At 62.9% G+C, this 14394-nt stretch carries 14 protein-coding genes; 5 read left to right on the forward strand and 9 right to left on the reverse strand.

Annotation, left to right across the window (positions count from 1 at the left end; genetic code table 11):
• The first annotated feature begins 300 nt into the window (after window positions 1-300).
• Window positions 301-906: a hypothetical protein gene (locus QZ186_RS00500; protein WP_010317054.1), complete on the forward strand. Its 606-nt coding sequence runs from the start codon at window positions 301-303 to the stop codon at window positions 904-906.
• Window positions 907-913: 7 nt separating this feature from the next.
• Here the strand turns inward: QZ186_RS00500 and QZ186_RS00505 are convergent, their stop codons facing one another.
• The 3 genes from QZ186_RS00505 to QZ186_RS00515 are packed head-to-tail and all read right to left on the reverse strand — an operon-like array spanning window position 914 to window position 3844.
• Window positions 914-1756 (reverse strand): N-acetylmuramoyl-L-alanine amidase, encoded by an 843-nt coding sequence (locus QZ186_RS00505; RefSeq protein ID WP_296415077.1) that lies wholly within the window; start codon window positions 1754-1756, stop codon window positions 914-916.
• Between the two features lie 2 nt (window positions 1757-1758).
• Entirely contained in the window at window positions 1759-3489 is a 1731-nt protein-coding gene (locus QZ186_RS00510; RefSeq protein WP_296415078.1) for a M61 family peptidase, read from the reverse strand.
• A 10-nt stretch (window positions 3490-3499) separates the two neighbouring features.
• A complete protein-coding gene (locus tag QZ186_RS00515) occupies window positions 3500-3844 on the reverse strand; it encodes a DUF1257 domain-containing protein (RefSeq protein ID WP_296415080.1) in 345 nt (114 codons plus the stop codon).
• A 39-nt stretch (window positions 3845-3883) separates the two neighbouring features.
• On the opposite strand from QZ186_RS00515, the gene purN reads away from it, so the two are divergent.
• Window positions 3884-4522 (forward strand): phosphoribosylglycinamide formyltransferase, encoded by a 639-nt coding sequence (purN, locus tag QZ186_RS00520; protein WP_296415082.1) that lies wholly within the window; start codon window positions 3884-3886, stop codon window positions 4520-4522.
• On the opposite strand, the gene argC is transcribed toward purN, so the two are convergent.
• Complete coding sequence (gene argC, locus QZ186_RS00525; RefSeq protein ID WP_296415084.1) at window positions 4513-5577, reverse strand: N-acetyl-gamma-glutamyl-phosphate reductase; 1065 nt, start codon at window positions 5575-5577, stop codon at window positions 4513-4515. The two genes, purN and argC, sit on opposite strands and share 10 nt — an antisense overlap.
• A gap of 76 nt (window positions 5578-5653) precedes the next feature.
• On the opposite strand from argC, the gene ribBA reads away from it, so the two are divergent.
• The gene (ribBA, locus tag QZ186_RS00530; protein WP_296415171.1) at window positions 5654-7285 is read left to right on the forward strand and encodes a bifunctional 3,4-dihydroxy-2-butanone-4-phosphate synthase/GTP cyclohydrolase II; all 1632 of its coding nucleotides are present in this window, start codon (window positions 5654-5656) and stop codon (window positions 7283-7285) included.
• A 34-nt stretch (window positions 7286-7319) separates the two neighbouring features.
• On the opposite strand, the gene QZ186_RS00535 is transcribed toward ribBA, so the two are convergent.
• Entirely contained in the window at window positions 7320-7760 is a 441-nt protein-coding gene (locus QZ186_RS00535) for a peptidylprolyl isomerase (RefSeq protein WP_010317065.1), read from the reverse strand.
• A 69-nt stretch (window positions 7761-7829) separates the two neighbouring features.
• Here QZ186_RS00535 and QZ186_RS00540 point away from each other — a divergent pair, with 69 nt between their 5' ends.
• Window positions 7830-8741: an S-methyl-5'-thioadenosine phosphorylase gene (locus tag QZ186_RS00540; RefSeq protein ID WP_247478511.1), complete on the forward strand. Its 912-nt coding sequence runs from the start codon at window positions 7830-7832 to the stop codon at window positions 8739-8741.
• Here QZ186_RS00540 and murQ read toward each other — a convergent pair.
• Genes murQ through dnaK form a run of 4 tightly spaced genes read right to left on the reverse strand, consistent with a single transcriptional unit; the run spans window position 8738 to window position 13345 of the window.
• Complete coding sequence (gene murQ / locus QZ186_RS00545; RefSeq protein ID WP_296415088.1) at window positions 8738-9655, reverse strand: N-acetylmuramic acid 6-phosphate etherase; 918 nt, start codon at window positions 9653-9655, stop codon at window positions 8738-8740. The two genes, QZ186_RS00540 and murQ, sit on opposite strands and share 4 nt — an antisense overlap.
• On the reverse strand, window positions 9652-10092 hold the full coding sequence (locus QZ186_RS00550) for a DUF3110 domain-containing protein (RefSeq protein WP_010317068.1): 441 nt from the start codon (window positions 10090-10092) through the stop codon (window positions 9652-9654). Before QZ186_RS00550 ends, murQ begins: the two co-directional genes overlap by 4 nt.
• A gap of 29 nt (window positions 10093-10121) precedes the next feature.
• A complete protein-coding gene (locus QZ186_RS00555; protein WP_010317069.1) occupies window positions 10122-11078 on the reverse strand; it encodes a DnaJ domain-containing protein in 957 nt (318 codons plus the stop codon).
• A 17-nt stretch (window positions 11079-11095) separates the two neighbouring features.
• A complete protein-coding gene (dnaK, locus tag QZ186_RS00560; protein ID WP_296415092.1) occupies window positions 11096-13345 on the reverse strand; it encodes a molecular chaperone DnaK in 2250 nt (749 codons plus the stop codon).
• A 93-nt stretch (window positions 13346-13438) separates the two neighbouring features.
• Here dnaK and pstC point away from each other — a divergent pair, with 93 nt between their 5' ends.
• The gene (gene pstC, locus QZ186_RS00565) at window positions 13439-14392 is read left to right on the forward strand and encodes a phosphate ABC transporter permease subunit PstC (protein WP_247478518.1); all 954 of its coding nucleotides are present in this window, start codon (window positions 13439-13441) and stop codon (window positions 14390-14392) included.
• The last annotated feature ends 2 nt before the right edge of the window (window positions 14393-14394 follow it).

The raw sequence follows: 14394 nt of genomic DNA on the forward strand, positions 1-14394 counted from the left end.
TGCGACTGTGTGGACCTGCGCATGAGTGCGGCCTCAGGCGAAAGGTCGACCTAGGCTCAAGAAAAGCCTTTTGATTGGGTTCTGACTCTCAATCTGCGCTACGGAAAGCGGCTTCGGCCCCATCGCACCAGGCGCAACCTCTGGGCCTGGCTTGGGGCGGCCACAACGGCGCTAGCCAGCCTGGCGACCTACCCGCTTGTCCAGACCGCTCTGCGCCCCAGCAACGGCGTCAGTGTCGATCGCATCGATAGCAGCAGCCATTCAGACCCAACCAAATTCAGCGCAGAAGAGCTGAAGGAGTTGCAGCGCCGCTTTGGCGTGCATGGACCCCAACCTCGGCTCGCGCGTCTATTCACCCAAGGGGTGGACCAGTTCACCCCCCTTCGGGACCACACGGTGAATCGGTTGCAATCGCTTCAGCCGGTGATCCAACAGCAAAGCCGCCGCACGGGCCTGAACCCGATGCTGTTGGCCGCGATTTTGTTTGACGAGATGCAGCACGCCAAGCCCGGTGAGGATCACCCCTTGGCAGCCCATTCCGGGCTATTCAGCACCCATGGCCCAGCCCAGCTGGGCCTCAGTGAGATGGAGAAACAGGGATTGCTTAGCCCCAATGCCAGTCCCGAGGAGATTCAAGCCGCCCGCAATCAACTGCTCGACCCGGAGCGCAACGTCGAACTTCTGGCGGGGAAAATGATGCGTCTGCTGAAGCTCCTCGACCGGCAGGCCAGTGAGACCAGCAACGTCAGTCGCTCCCACCGTCATGCCAAAACCGTGGCAACCCTCGCCTATCTCCACAACGGCAAACTCGACTACCCAGCCAGGATCCTGCGCTACATGCAGGACCCCGAACTGCACGGCTTGGTCTATGGGCGCCAGCGGCAACCCCTGTCACCGCTGATCTGAAGGGTCTTCAGCAGAGCACCCCAAGGGCCGCCAATCGCTGCTGCAGCGCCTCCCAGTTGAAGCTCCTGGGATCAGCACGCGCTGCACCAAGATCCACATGGCGGTGGGTCGTAATCCGCTCCTTCGGGATCTTGTAGCGGTTCATCCAATCCGCAAGGACGACGGCCATGGCGTCGTACTGGGCGGAGCTGTAGCCACTGTGGGTTTCCGCATCGTTCTCACCATCCAGCGGTGTCTCGAGGCTGAGGTGCAGAGCGAAATTGTTGATAGAGCCAGGAAGCTCTGGATTCAACACCGCCCATTCGCCATCGAAAGCGGAGTAACCCGCTCCATAGGCACGAAATCGGGGGTGTAGGGCTTCAACCGACTCTCCGTTTTCACCGATCAGCAGGTGGTAGCTGACCTGGTCCTCATCCCTTGGGTTGTGCTTGATGAAGGTGTTCAGCGCCGATTGCAGCCCGAAGACCGTCTCATGCAGAACGACAAGCGATGGGGTCGTCTGCAACGGATTTCCAAACGCGTCATAGGGCACGCGCTGGTCGTAGTTGGAGGGGTCGATCTTGACCCGCTTGAGGGTGGAGGGATAGGTCTGCTGCTGCGTCTTTAGACGTGCCACCAGGGCGCGGTCATTCACGCTGCATTGGCGCTGCAGGGGGCTGGTCCATGCCGCTTGAGCGGGAGGGAGAGGAGCGGGCCGTGCATTGGCAAGGGGAGCTGGCAGCCGCGCGGGAGCCTGACTCGAACGCTGCCAGAGCGGAATGAGGCTGAGGCCAGCCAAGGCGACTAGGGCCAGCCCCAGTGCACGGCGGTGCGGAATGCGAGTCGGTTGCTCGGGAACGAGCCGGACCATGGCTAGCCCACCCGTTGTTGCAACCAGGCCTCTTGGGCTGCCTGCTGGGCGGTTGTGGGGTTGGCTACAGGCTCGAGTTTGTAGCGCTTGGGCTGCGGTGGATCACTGCAGAGTTGAAGCTCCCGCAGGCTGGAACGACGGGCCATGAGCAGCGGCTGAGCCACGCCAGCACGCAGATGCGTTGGAACGTCCTCGGGCTTGGCCAGCCGCTGGCCGGCCAAGCCGATCAGTTCATCGCCCACCATCAGCCCAGCCCGCTCAGCCGGGCTATGGCGCAAAACGCGTTGAACCACCAGCCGGCCGTCCTTCAGACCCGTGGTCATTCCCGTCCAAGGATCGCTGGACATCTCCGGCTCCAGAGCCAGGCCTACATCCAACAGGTAGCCAGAACAATCAGGATCGTCGACGTCCGTCAACCATTGCTCTAGACGCCCAGCCAAACCGGTGACTTGCCCTTCAAAGGCCTCCAGCAGATCGGACTCCCCATAGCCGCGACCATGGCGACCGTGGCTTCTCCAAAGCTGCTGAACAACTGCGGAGAGTGAGCTCTGATGACGCCGGAGCTCCAGGTCCAAACAGAGGGCGACGACCGCCCCCTTGAGGTAATAGCTGACTTGGCTACTGGCGGAGTAGGCATCGGCCTTGTAGAGCTTGACCCAAGCCTCCTCACTGCTCTCTCTGAGGGTCTGGACCTGACGCCCAGGCGTGAGCAGGTAACGGCTGAGGTCCTCCCCAAGATCACTGAAGTAGTCCTGCGGCGTACTCAAGCCAGCGGTCAGCGGCAGCAGCTGATCGAAGTAGCTGGTGACCCCTTCTGCAAACCAGAGCGTCGGGATCACACTGGCGCGGTTGTAGTCCACCGGCCGAAGTTCCCTTGGGGTCAGACGCCGGACGTTCCACTGGTGGAAATACTCGTGGGCAACGAGCTGCAGCAACTTGCGGTATCCGCTGCTGGTCTCGAGGTTGCGGCGCCCATAGACAAGGACTGTGCTGTCGTCGTGCTCCAGGCCCCCATACCCCTCATCCAAGAGGTGCAGCACAAAGAGGTAGTCCGAGCTGGCGGGTCTTGGTTCGCCCATCAGCCGGCAACAGGCCAAACAGACCTGCTTCACGTCCTCGAAGAACGTCGGATAACGATCGGCGAACCACACCGCGCAGGCGGGATCTGAAAACCAGGTCACCCAGCGATGGGGAACACCCAGGACCTCGAACGGATGCGACTGGTGTGGACCGGCCTCGATGGGGCTGTCGATCAGCTGATCAAACGTTGTCGCGAGCCAAGATCCCGTGGCATCCGTGGGCAGGGGAACAAAGGCATTCCAGCCATTGGGCACCACGCAGGTCAGGCGGTGGGGACTCCAGCGCTGACCCGCCACCTCGAGAACCACCGCCGCTAAGGCGAAAAAGCCGTGGTCCTGATCCAGATGACAGGTGCGAACCGTCAGCTCCGTGGCCATGACGGCATAAGTCAGCACCAGCGGTCCCGCGTCTGGATTGCAATCGATCTGCCAGGTACTCGGATCGGTGCGGCGCACGGACCGCTCAAGACCCTGCTGAACAGCCTTGAAGCCCTCCAGCTGCTTGACGTAGTCGCGGATCAGGTAGGAGCCGGGTGTCCAGCCGGGTAGTGAGACCTGTTGCTGCGCTTGGGGAGAGGAAATCTCCAGCCGCACATGCACCAGGTGGCTCTGAGGGTTGCTCAGATCAAGCTGGACCTGAACCAATCCCGTCATCGTTCAACCGTCAGCTGATCAATTCAACTGAAGCGTTCGACAGCTCCGCGGCAGCGGTCTGAAGGGCCTGGAGTGCGGCGTAGCTGCGGGTGATCTGTCCGACGAGCTGCTGAACGGAGTGGGATCGTCCGAGCCGCTGCAGATCGCCCACCAAAGCCAAACGTCCATTGGACTGACGGCACCAACCCAATTGCTGCTCGGGGTTCACCTGCACCCAGAGGGTGACCGCCTCCTGCTGGTCGGCAAAACCCTGGAGCTGGCCGCCCCAGTGGACCGCGTAGCCGAGCTCCTGGAGAGCCTGGGCCAGAAGGCGCTCATCCGTAAGGACCGTTGGCAGGATGGAGAGATGGGACATGGCCAGGACTCCACTTTTCCAGACCCTAGCGGGAGTGGATTGGCCGTCCAGTGGCCTTTGCCACCGGAGCATCCGATCGTCACCAAACCGCCCCTGCGCTTGGGGGTCATGGCCTCCGGCTCGGGCAGCAACTTCGAGGCCCTGGTCCAGGCCTGCCGCTCCGGGCAACTCTCTGCCGAAGTGAGCCTGCTGATCGTCAACAAACCTGATGCAGGTGCCTTGAGGCGGGCCGAGGTCCTGGATGTCCCCGCACAGGTATTGGACCACCGGAACTACCCATCGCGGGAGGCGCTCGACCGCGCGCTCGTCACCTCCTTTCGTGCCGCGCAGGTGGACCTGGTGGTGATGGCCGGCTGGATGCGAATCGTGACGCAGGAACTGATCGAGGCCTACCCAGAACGGCTGATCAATATTCATCCGTCGCTGCTGCCGAGCTTCCGGGGGGCGAAAGCGATCCGACAGGCCCTCGAGGCCGGCGTCACCCTGACGGGCTGCACGGCCCATCTCGTGGAATTAGAGGTGGACACAGGGCCGATTTTGGTGCAAGCCGCCCTTCCGGTTTTTGACGGGGACAGTGAGGCCAGCCTTTCCGAGCGAATCCATCAGCAGGAACATCGGATCCTGCCCCTGGCCGTCAGCCTGGCTGCCCAGCGCCTTGGGCTTTGCGCTCAGGGATAGAAGGGCAGCAGCGGGAGTCCCGTTTCAGCGGGCAGGCCCGCCATCAGGTTCAGGCACTGGACCCCTTGACCGGCTTGGCCTTTGACCATGTTGTCGATGGCGCTCATCACGATCAGCTGACCGGTGCGCTGGTCCACTTGAACCGACAGCAGCGCCCTGTTGGTCTGGCGCACCCATTTGGTCGAGGGATAGGTGCCGACCGGTAGAACCTGCACGCAGGGGGCGTGGCGATAGGCCGCCTCGAGCAGCGTTGTGCAGTCCTCCGCGGTCAGTCCTGGATCGCGCAGTCGGCCATAGACCGTGGCGAGTAGACCGCGCACCATCGGCGTGAGGTGTGGAGTGAACTGCAACTGAATGCTCGTACCCGCGGCCCGGCTGCAGAGCTGCTCGATCTCACTGGTGTGGCGGTGCCCAACGACGCCGTAGGGGGAAATGCCTTCCGAGGCCTCCGCCAGGAGGAGATGCTCCTTCGCGGCCCGGCCGCCGCCACTGGTGCCGGTCTTGGCGTCGATGACGATGCCGCTGGTCTCAATCAGGCCCTGCTTCAAGAACGGGGTCAAGGCCAACAGGCTGGCGGTGGGGAAACACCCAGGAGCCGCCACCAGGCGAGCCGCAGCAATGCGCTGCTGATCCCATTCCACGAGGCCGTAGACGGCTTCCTGGCAAAGGTCCGCGTCAGTTCTGGGGAAGCTGCTGGCCTCGGAGGCATAGACCTCCTTCCACTGATCCAGGGAGCTGTAGCGATAGTCAGCGGAGAGGTCGACCACCTTGACCCCACGCTCGAGCAGCGCAGGGGCGAGGCGGGAGGCCAGGCCATTGGGAAGGCTGAGGACCGCGAAGTCAGCGGCCTCGGCAATCGCATCCACCTCCGGGTTCTGCACCACCGGATCGCCTGGCAGTGGCAAAAACGGAGTGAGCTGACTCCAACGCTTGCCGCTGCTTCGCTCGCCCCCCAGGAAGCTAACGGTCAATTCCGGATGGCCCTGGAGCAGCCGGAGGGTCTGCAAACCGCCGTAGCCCGAGGCCCCAATCACGGCGACGCGCTGACTTGCCATGGCTTGCACAGGGGAAGGCCGATCGTACCGGGCTCTATAAAAGTGTCAGTGCACCTGGCCGTCGGGCCCGCCTTCCCTGAACCAGCCCCTGACTCAGGACTCGTTTGTCTTCGATTCCATCGCCGACGGTCTGGCCGCGATCCGCAATGGCGAAATGGTCGTGGTGGTGGACGACGAAAACCGGGAGAATGAAGGGGATCTGATCTGCGCTGCCCAGTTCGCCACACCGGAGCAGATCAACTTCATGGCCACCGAGGCGCGGGGCCTGATCTGTCTGGCGATGGAGGGTGAGCGTCTCGACGCGCTCGACCTGCCACTGATGGTCGATCGCAACACCGACAGCAATCAAACGGCCTTCACCGTCAGCGTGGACGCAGGCCCCGAGAACGGAGTCTCCACAGGCATCTCAGCGGAAGACCGGGCCCGCACGATCCAAGTCGCCATCCACCCGGGGACCCGTCCGAACGACCTGCGCAGGCCGGGCCACATCTTCCCCCTGCGGGCCAAGCAAGGGGGCGTGTTGAAGCGCGCCGGGCACACCGAAGCGGCCGTCGACTTGGCACGGATGTCGGGTCTCTATCCAGCAGGCGTGATCTGTGAGATCCAAAACGCCGATGGCTCCATGGCCCGGCTGCCGCAATTGGCGGAGTACGCCAAGCGCCATGGCTTGCGCTTCATCAACATTGCGGACCTGATTCGCTACCGGCTCGATACGGAGCGCTTTGTTCGGCGCCAGGCCGAAGCCATGCTCCCGAGTGCCTTCGGTCAGTTTCGGGCGATTGGCTATCGCAACGAGCTCGATGGTTCGGACCATGTGGCCATCGTTAAAGGCAACCCAGAACACTCGGCAGGTCCCGTCTTGGTTCGGGTGCACAGCGAGTGCCTCACCGGCGATGCCTTCGGCTCCCTGCGCTGTGATTGCCGCCCGCAACTGGAATCCGCCCTGCGGATCATCGAGGAGGCCGGCGAGGGCGTCGTGGTCTATCTCAGACAGGAGGGCCGGGGCATCGGCCTGATCAACAAACTCAAGGCCTATTCCCTGCAGGACGGCGGCTTGGACACCGTCGAGGCCAACGAAAGACTGGGCTTTCCGGCGGACCTGCGCAACTACGGCGTCGGAGCGCAAATCCTCAGTGATCTAGGGATTCACCGTCTCAAGCTGATCACCAACAATCCGCGCAAGATTGCAGGCCTCGGTGGCTACGGCCTTGAGGTGGTGGACCGGGTGCCCCTGGTGATGGATCCCGGCCAGCACAACGTCAATTACCTGCAAACCAAACAGGCGAAATTGGGGCACTTGATGGATACCGCCGCCGTCCAAGGACCAGCGGCAGTCCTGGCCTGGAAGCCGAGTTCAGGCCAGGACGAGGCCAACAGTGCGAGCTTGTTTCAGCAGCTCTCCGACTGGGCCGAGCAGCAAGGATTGGAGTTGGAGCGGGAAGAACACTCCCGGGTGTTGGCCCTGATGGATCAGCCGGAATTGGCCGTTCTCGTGAACGGCGGAAATTCTGAAGGCCTGCGACAGATCCTGAGAACCATGGCGGACTGGCCGGAGACCCAAAGCGTGAGCCTGTTGTTGGCGCCCGATGCGCAGCGCAGCTCACATCCGAGCAACACCCTGGAAGCGCAGCGCAGACCGCTCCAGGAATTGCGCTCGGGTCAGGCGGGGGTCCCGTTTGAAAGCGGAGCCCTGCTGCGCTGGTGTTGAGGGAGTGGGGCTGCTGGGCAGCCCCGACCAGCGATCAGCCTTGGATCGTGACCTTGTTGATCCGGCTGCCGTTCTTCAGCGCCAGGACCACGTCCATGTTTCCGGTGTGACCGAAGACGGTGTGGACGCCATCGAGGTGAGGCTGGGCCTCATGGCAGATGTAGAACTGTGAGCCACCGGTGTTCTTGCCGGCGTGGGCCATGGCCAGGGTGCCGGCCTGGTGCTTCTGAGCGTTGATCTCGCAGTCGATCTGATAGCCAGGACCACCGGTGCCGGCCATGCCGCGGGCACCCTCACGGCTGTTCGGGCAGCCGCCCTGGGCCATAAATCCGGGGATGACACGGTGGAAGGCCAGGCCGTCATAGAAGCCGTCCTTGGCCAGTTTCACGAAGTTGGCCACGGTGTTGGGCGCGTCGGCTTCGAACAGTTCCAGTTCGATCGTGCCGGCGTCGGTCTCCATCACGGCTTTGGTCACGGTGAGATCGTCAGCAAACCGCCTCAGTATGGGCGCTCCGGTAGAAGTGATGGGATCTGATCAGTGGTGATGTCCGTCCCCCATTCCGTCGATCTCAGCCAGGCCCGCCTTGGGGTCCTGGGCGGCAGTGGGCTCTACGCGATGGAGGGGTTGGAGGACGTCCAGGAGCTGACCATCGAGACCCCCTTTGGTCCTCCCTCGGATCAACTGCGTCTGGGCCGATTGGGCGGCATGGAGGTGGTTTTCCTGGCGCGCCATGGCCGCCATCACACCTTCCTGCCCACTGAAGTTCCCTACAGGGCCAACATCTGGGCGATGCGCTCCCTTGGGGTGCGCTGGATTCTGTCCCCATCGGCCGTGGGCTCACTCCAGCAGGAGATCCCCCCGTTGGACATGGTGGTGCCCGATCAATTCATTGATCGCACCCGGGAGCGGCCAAACAGCTTTTTTGGCGATGGCGCCGTGGCCCATGTGGCCCTGGCGGATCCCTTCTGCCCCAGCCTCAGCCGCCTGTTGGCGGATGTCGCCGACAGCTTGATGCCGGAGGGCAGGACCCTGCACCGCGGCGGAACCTATCTCTGCATGGAAGGTCCCGCCTTCTCCACCCGGGCCGAGTCCAACCTCTATCGAAGCTGGGGCTGTTCGGTGATCGGGATGACGAACCACACCGAGGCCAGACTCGCCCGAGAAGCAGAAATCGCCTACGCCACCCTGGCGATGGCCACGGACTACGACTGTTGGTATGCCGACCACGACAGCGTGACCGTCGAGATGGTGATCGGCAATCTCAAGGCCAATGCGGCCCTCGCCACCCAGATCGTCAGGACCACGGCGGAGCGGATCGCAGCCCTAAGGCCCGCCAGTGCGGCGCACCACGCCCTGCAGGATGCACTGATGACCCCCGCCGATCAGGTTCCTGCGGCGACTCGAGTGAAGCTCAATCTCTTCACTGAGCCCTATTGGGGGCCGTTTAAGGGTTAAGCCAAGAGGGCCTGGCGGAGGTTGCCGCCACTGCGCTCGAGGACCTCGGCCGCCTGCTCTGCATCCAGCGAGCGGCGGGCCATCACCAGGGCCAACTTCACCGAGCCAGCACTGGCTTCAAGCAGAGCTCGTCCCTGCTCGCGGCTCACGTTGGCGAGATCCGAGAGGATGCGAAGTGCCCGATCCTCCAACTTGCTGTTGGTGACGGCGACATCGACCATCCGGTTGCCGTAGACCTTGCCCAGGCGGACCATCACGCCGGTACTGAGGATGTTCAAGGCCATCTTCGTCGCGGTCCCGGCCTTCAGACGGGTGGACCCGGTCAGGACCTCGGGGCCGGTGAGCAAGCGGATATCGATGTCACAGGGCATCGGCACCTGTTCCGCAGGGACACAGGCCATGGCGATGGCGAGGGCACCAAGGGAACGGGCATGGGCCAGCCCACCATGGACATAGGGGGTCGTGCCCCCTGCTGCAATGCCGACCAGGGCATCGCCCGAGCCAAAGCCGCGCGCTTCGAGGTCAGATCGTCCGGCATCAAAGAGGTCCTCCAGACCCTCAGAACTGCGCAAAAGGGCCGGAGCACCACCGGCCAGAACACCCTGCACCAACTCCGGTGCGCTGCAGAAGGTCGGGGGACATTCCGCTGCATCGAGGACTCCAAGCCGGCCCGAAGTACCTGCACCGAGGTAGAAGAGGCGCCCGCCCGCCTGAAGCCGCTGCGCGATCGCGTCGATCGCTTGTGCAAGGGCAGCAGCGGCTCCAGCCACAGCCTCTTGGGGCTTGCGGTCCTCAGCAACAAAGACGCCAACAAGGTCTTCAGTACTCAGCGCATCCAGTTCGCTGCTGGCGGGATTGACCTGTTCAGTCAGCAGGTGCCCCCGCTGCACATCCTCAAAGGCGCCTGGGCTCACAGCAGACCCTCAAGGCGCCGGCGAAAGGCTTCCAATTCGCTGTCGCCGGTACTGATGGGCTCTTCCGTCGGGACCAAGGGAGCCTCCGCGGTTTGCGTGGTCTCCTGACCTGGCTCGGGTTGATCCCGCCAGGTTGTGGTGTCCATATTTTTCTCTGGAGGAGCAATCAGCAGGCGCTCCTCGGCGGTCTGCGGCAAGAAGCCACTCGGGACAAAGCGCGCTTCGTAGCCAGCGCTGGAGCAGAACTCCTCCATTTCGCGACGCTCGATCGCTTCAACGCTTGGGGTGGGGAAATCCTGCGCCTCCAGCAATCCGGCATAGCGCTCGGCATCGTCACGGTCCTCAAAGAGCAGAACGACGGTGGAACCATTGAGTTCCAGAGAGTGAATGCCCTCGTTCTCGCTGCCAGCGTCAAAGAGCAGAACGTGAACCGACATCCAACGCGCACGGGTCAATCACCAGTGTCTCACTGATTCACCGAGCGTTCGCGCTCACCTTCAATTTCCTCTGCGAGCTGTTGCAGCCGGCGGTACAGCGCTTCCTCCGCCTCAGTCAGCCCCTGAGGAACGACCAGGCGGATTTCAACAAGTTGGTCTCCCCGCTGCTCCATCCGCGTCAAGCCGCGGGATCGCAAACGCAGCAAACGACCACTGGAGGAGCCGGGAGGGATGCGCAGCTGCACGGGGCCGTCAAGGGTCGGGACCACAGCGGTGCAGCCCAAGGCACCCTCGGCGGGGGAGAGCTCCAATTGGTAGTGAACCCTTAGACCATCAATGCGCAGGCCCTCGTCGGTGCGCACCCGTAGCTGCAGAAAATGATCTCTGCCCCCCGGGGCGACCCCGGCGAGGCGTAGTCGCCAACCGTCCCCGGCCATCGGCGGAGTCCACACCTCGATCGCCGTTCCATCGGGAAGGTCCAGCTCCACCCGTACGCCCTCGAGGGCCTGCTCAGGGGTGAGATTCACCACCGACTCGAGCTCCTCGCTGGCCACCACCGGAGGGGGCGGCGGTGGCACGGGTGGCGTGACCTCGCCAGTGCCGTACTCCCGAAAGGGCTCCGGTTCCGGAGCGGAGAAGTCCTCATCAGCGTCCTGGTGACGTGGACGTCTGCGCTCTCGATGAAAGAGAACATCGAGATAGTCCTCGAAGTCAGGAAAGCCCGTCGCAAAGGGATCCAGTCCGGCCGAGGCGGCCGTCGCTTCGTCGAGACCGGCTTCCCACTGTTGACGCCGTTGCGGGTCACTCAAGACCGCATAGGCCTCGTTCACCGCCTTGAACTGCTCTTCGGCATGGGGATCATCCCCGTTTAAATCGGGGTGCCAGCGGCGTGCCTGTTGACGAAACGCTCGCTTGAGCGAAGAGGCGTCAGACCCTGGGTCCAGTCCCAGAACGGCCCAATGATTAATGCTGCCCGGTTCGGACATCACAGGACTCACCTCCGTCAGTCCTCAGCCCAGGGATCTCCCTCGTAGGAGCCGTGATTCGGTGTCGTCGGGGTGGTGGTGGGCCTGCGGTCAGCAAAGCGCTCCTCACGGGGCTGCTGGCGAGGCTCGTCATAGGCATCCTCGTAGGGATCAGCGGGTTGATAACGCTCCTCGAAGTAGCCATTGGACTGGTCATAACGACGGGCCGGTTGCAGCTCCCTCTCCCGGGGGCTTGGAGGCTCTTCCCAGCGCGGGCGGGGGGGATCAAACCGATCGAGGCTTGGACGATCCCAACGGTCTTCCTGCCAACCGCCGCCGTAGCGGGGCTCGCTCCAGGGATCGCGGGAGCGTCCTGGGCGGTCCCAGTCATCCCAGTCGTCTTCAGCGAAGAGCTCGTCCTTGAGGGAGCCCAAGGTGTTCTTGATGCCCTGGATTGGATTGGCGTCCTGTTTGCGTTCGCTCGCGAGTCGGCGGTTCAGTCCATAGATGGCCTCCTGAAGCTGACTCACGCTGATGTCGAGTTCGCTGAGGTCTCCATCAGCCAACATCTCCTGGACGTCGCGCATGGCGACCTCAACGGCTCGCTGCTGGCGTTCGGCGCCATAGGGACCGAGCTCGAGAGCAGCGTCTCTGAGCCTGCGCTCGGCTTGTCCCACCAAGGTCTGAGCGCGATTGCGCCGATCGATCTCGGCCCGTTTGCGGCGGTCTTCACTGGCCTTCTCCTCGGCCTCAGCAATCAGGGTTTTGATCTCGTCTTCACTGAGATTGGAGCCGCCCTGGATGCTGACGCTCTGCTGACGGCCGGTGGTCCGATCCGTCGCCGAGACCTGGAGTAATCCGTTGGCATCGATGTCGAACGAGACCTGCACTTGAGGCACGCCCCGCGGTGCTGGGGGAATCCCGGACAGCTTGAAACGACCAAGACTCTTGTTTCCATCGGCCATCTGACGCTCGCCCTGGAGCACATGGATCTCGACGGAACTTTGGTTGGCTTCCGAGGTGCTGAAGAGATCGCTCTTGCGAACAGGAATAGACGTGTTGCGCGGAATCAGCACCTTCATCACTCCACCGATGGTTTCCAAACCAAGGGAGAGGGGAGTGACGTCATTGAGCATCAGATCCCGGAGTTCGCCGGTCAGGATTCCGGCCTGTACAGCGGCACCAATCGAGACGACTTCATCGGGGTTCACCGACTGGCAGGGCTCCAGCGGTACGAGGGTTCGCACCATCTGCTGCACCATTGGCATCCGCGTTGATCCACCAACGAGGACCACATCGTCGATGTCCTCCGCGGCAAAACCGGAATCGCGAAGCGCCCTCTGAACCGGTCGAAGCAGGCGATCCAGCAGATCGGGGCAGAGGCCCTCAAAGGTGCTGCGCTCGAGGGTGGTCTCGATATGGAGAGGGCCGTCCTGACCGGTGGCAATAAACGGAAGAGAGATCGGTGTGCTTTGAACACCACTGAGTTCGATCTTGGCCTTCTCAGCCGCCTCAGTCAGGCGTTGGAGTGCCTGGCGATCCCGGCGCAAATCGATCTCATGCTCCTTTTGGAAGGCATCGGCCAACCAATCAACAATGCGGCGATCCCAGTCGTTCCCGCCGAGTTGCGTGTCTCCACTTGTGGCCTTGACGTCAAAGACCCCCTGAGCAACACGCAGGATTGAGACGTCAAACGTGCCACCGCCGAGGTCAAAGACCAGCACGCGCTTGACGGTGCTTCGGTCAAAGCCATAGGCCAGTGCCGCTGCAGTGGGCTCATTCAGGATCCGCTCGACCGAAATGCCGGCCAAGCGACCAGCGTCACGGGTGGCCTGGCGCTGGGCGTCATTGAAATAGGCCGGGACCGTAATCACCGCGGCCTCCACCGGTTCACCCAGATAGGTGCTGGCGTCATCCACCAACTTGCGCAGCACGCTGGCAACCAGCTCTTCAGGGGCGTACTCCCGTTCCGTGGCGGGGCAGACCACCCGGACATTGCCCTGATCGTTGGCTCGAACCGTATAGGGAACACTCAGGCTGCCGTCATCCAGCTCATCCCACTGGCGGCCAACGAAACGCTTGAGGTTGGCGAAGGTGTTTCTTGGGTTGAGAACCAGCTGACGCCGGGCCAACTGACCCACCAGCAGCTCCTGGTCCTTGCTGAAGCCCACAACGGAAGGGGTGGTACGGCCCCCCTCGGCACTGGCGATCACCTGCGGACGCCCACCTTCGAGCACCGCAACCACGGAGTTGGTGGTTCCCAGGTCGATTCCAACGATCCGTGCCAACTGCGTTCCTGCGCCCTGGGGCCATCCACGTTGTGCCCCAAAGCTAACGGCAGTGGGGGCTGAGGGATAGATTCCTAGGAGGTTAAGAACCCCATGGCCAGGAGTCCGCGCCTTGAGCTCTTCGCCTTGCGGCGTCGGTCTGCCGCTGAACGGGCGACCGATCGGGGATTCCAGCAACTCGCCGTTGCCCTGGCTGGGGCGGTGGGTCTGTTGGTGTTCGCGATTCTTCTGACGGTCTTCACGGGGGCCTGGGAGGCCATCCAGACCTTTGGGCTGTCCTTCATCACGACCTCGGACTGGGATCCGATCAGTGAGCACTACGGCGCCTTCACCGCCATCTACGGAACGCTGGTCAGTTCAAGCGTGGCGCTGCTGATCGCCGTGCCCCTTGGGGTGGGCACTGCCATTTTTTTGACTGAAAACATCATTCCCAAGGCCATCCGCGAGGTCCTGGGGGTGATGGTCGAACTGCTGGCGGCCATTCCCTCAGTGGTCTTGGGGCTTTGGGCGATCGTCGTGATGGAGCCCTTCCTTCGCCCTTTCCTGACGGATCTCCACCGCTACCTGGGCTGGATACCGCTGTTTTCGACAGAACCCCAGGGCCCCGGCATGGCGCCAGCGTCCCTGATCTTGGTGGTGATGATCCTGCCGATCATTACGGCCATCTCCCGGGACGCCCTACGGCAGGTTCCCGATGGCCTGCGCCAGGCGGCCTATGGCATCGGTACCACCCGCTGGGGAGCAATTTTCCAGGTCATGCTGCCGGCTGCCATTTCTGGCATCACCGGAGGAGTGATGTTGGCGTTGGGGCGGGCCATGGGCGAGACCATGGCGGTCACGATGATCATCGGCAACTCCAACAACTTCAGCTTCAGCCTGCTTGCGCCAGCCAACACGATTTCTTCAATGCTGGCCAACCAATTTGGTGAGGCCGATGGCATTCAGGTGTCGGCCCTGATGTATGCGGCCCTGGTTTTGATGCTGATGACCTTGCTGGTGAACCTATTGGCCCAGCAAGTGGTGAAGCGACTGAGCCTGAAGTACTGAGC

The sequence above is a fragment of the Vulcanococcus sp. DEBay_Sum29NL08_54 genome (assembly GCF_017859255.1).
Classification (GTDB): domain Bacteria; phylum Cyanobacteriota; class Cyanobacteriia; order PCC-6307; family Cyanobiaceae; genus Vulcanococcus.

What these genes read in the sequence shown, in the direction of transcription:
- QZ186_RS00505 (WP_296415077.1), bottom strand. Translation starts at nt 1,756, where the DNA reads ATGGTCCGGCTCGTTCCCGAGCAACCGACTCGCATTCCGCACCGCCGT.
- QZ186_RS00510 (WP_296415078.1), bottom strand. Translation starts at nt 3,489, where the DNA reads ATGACGGGATTGGTTCAGGTCCAGCTTGATCTGAGCAACCCTCAGAGC.
- QZ186_RS00515 (WP_296415080.1), bottom strand. Translation starts at nt 3,844, where the DNA reads ATGTCCCATCTCTCCATCCTGCCAACGGTCCTTACGGATGAGCGCCTT.
- argC (WP_296415084.1), bottom strand. Translation starts at nt 5,577, where the DNA reads ATGGCAAGTCAGCGCGTCGCCGTGATTGGGGCCTCGGGCTACGGCGGT.
- QZ186_RS00540 (WP_247478511.1), top strand. Translation starts at nt 7,830, where the DNA reads ATGTCCGTCCCCCATTCCGTCGATCTCAGCCAGGCCCGCCTTGGGGTC.
- QZ186_RS00550 (WP_010317068.1), bottom strand. Translation starts at nt 10,092, where the DNA reads ATGTCGGTTCACGTTCTGCTCTTTGACGCTGGCAGCGAGAACGAGGGC.
- QZ186_RS00555 (WP_010317069.1), bottom strand. Translation starts at nt 11,078, where the DNA reads ATGTCCGAACCGGGCAGCATTAATCATTGGGCCGTTCTGGGACTGGAC.
- pstC (WP_247478518.1), top strand. Translation starts at nt 13,439, where the DNA reads ATGGCCAGGAGTCCGCGCCTTGAGCTCTTCGCCTTGCGGCGTCGGTCT.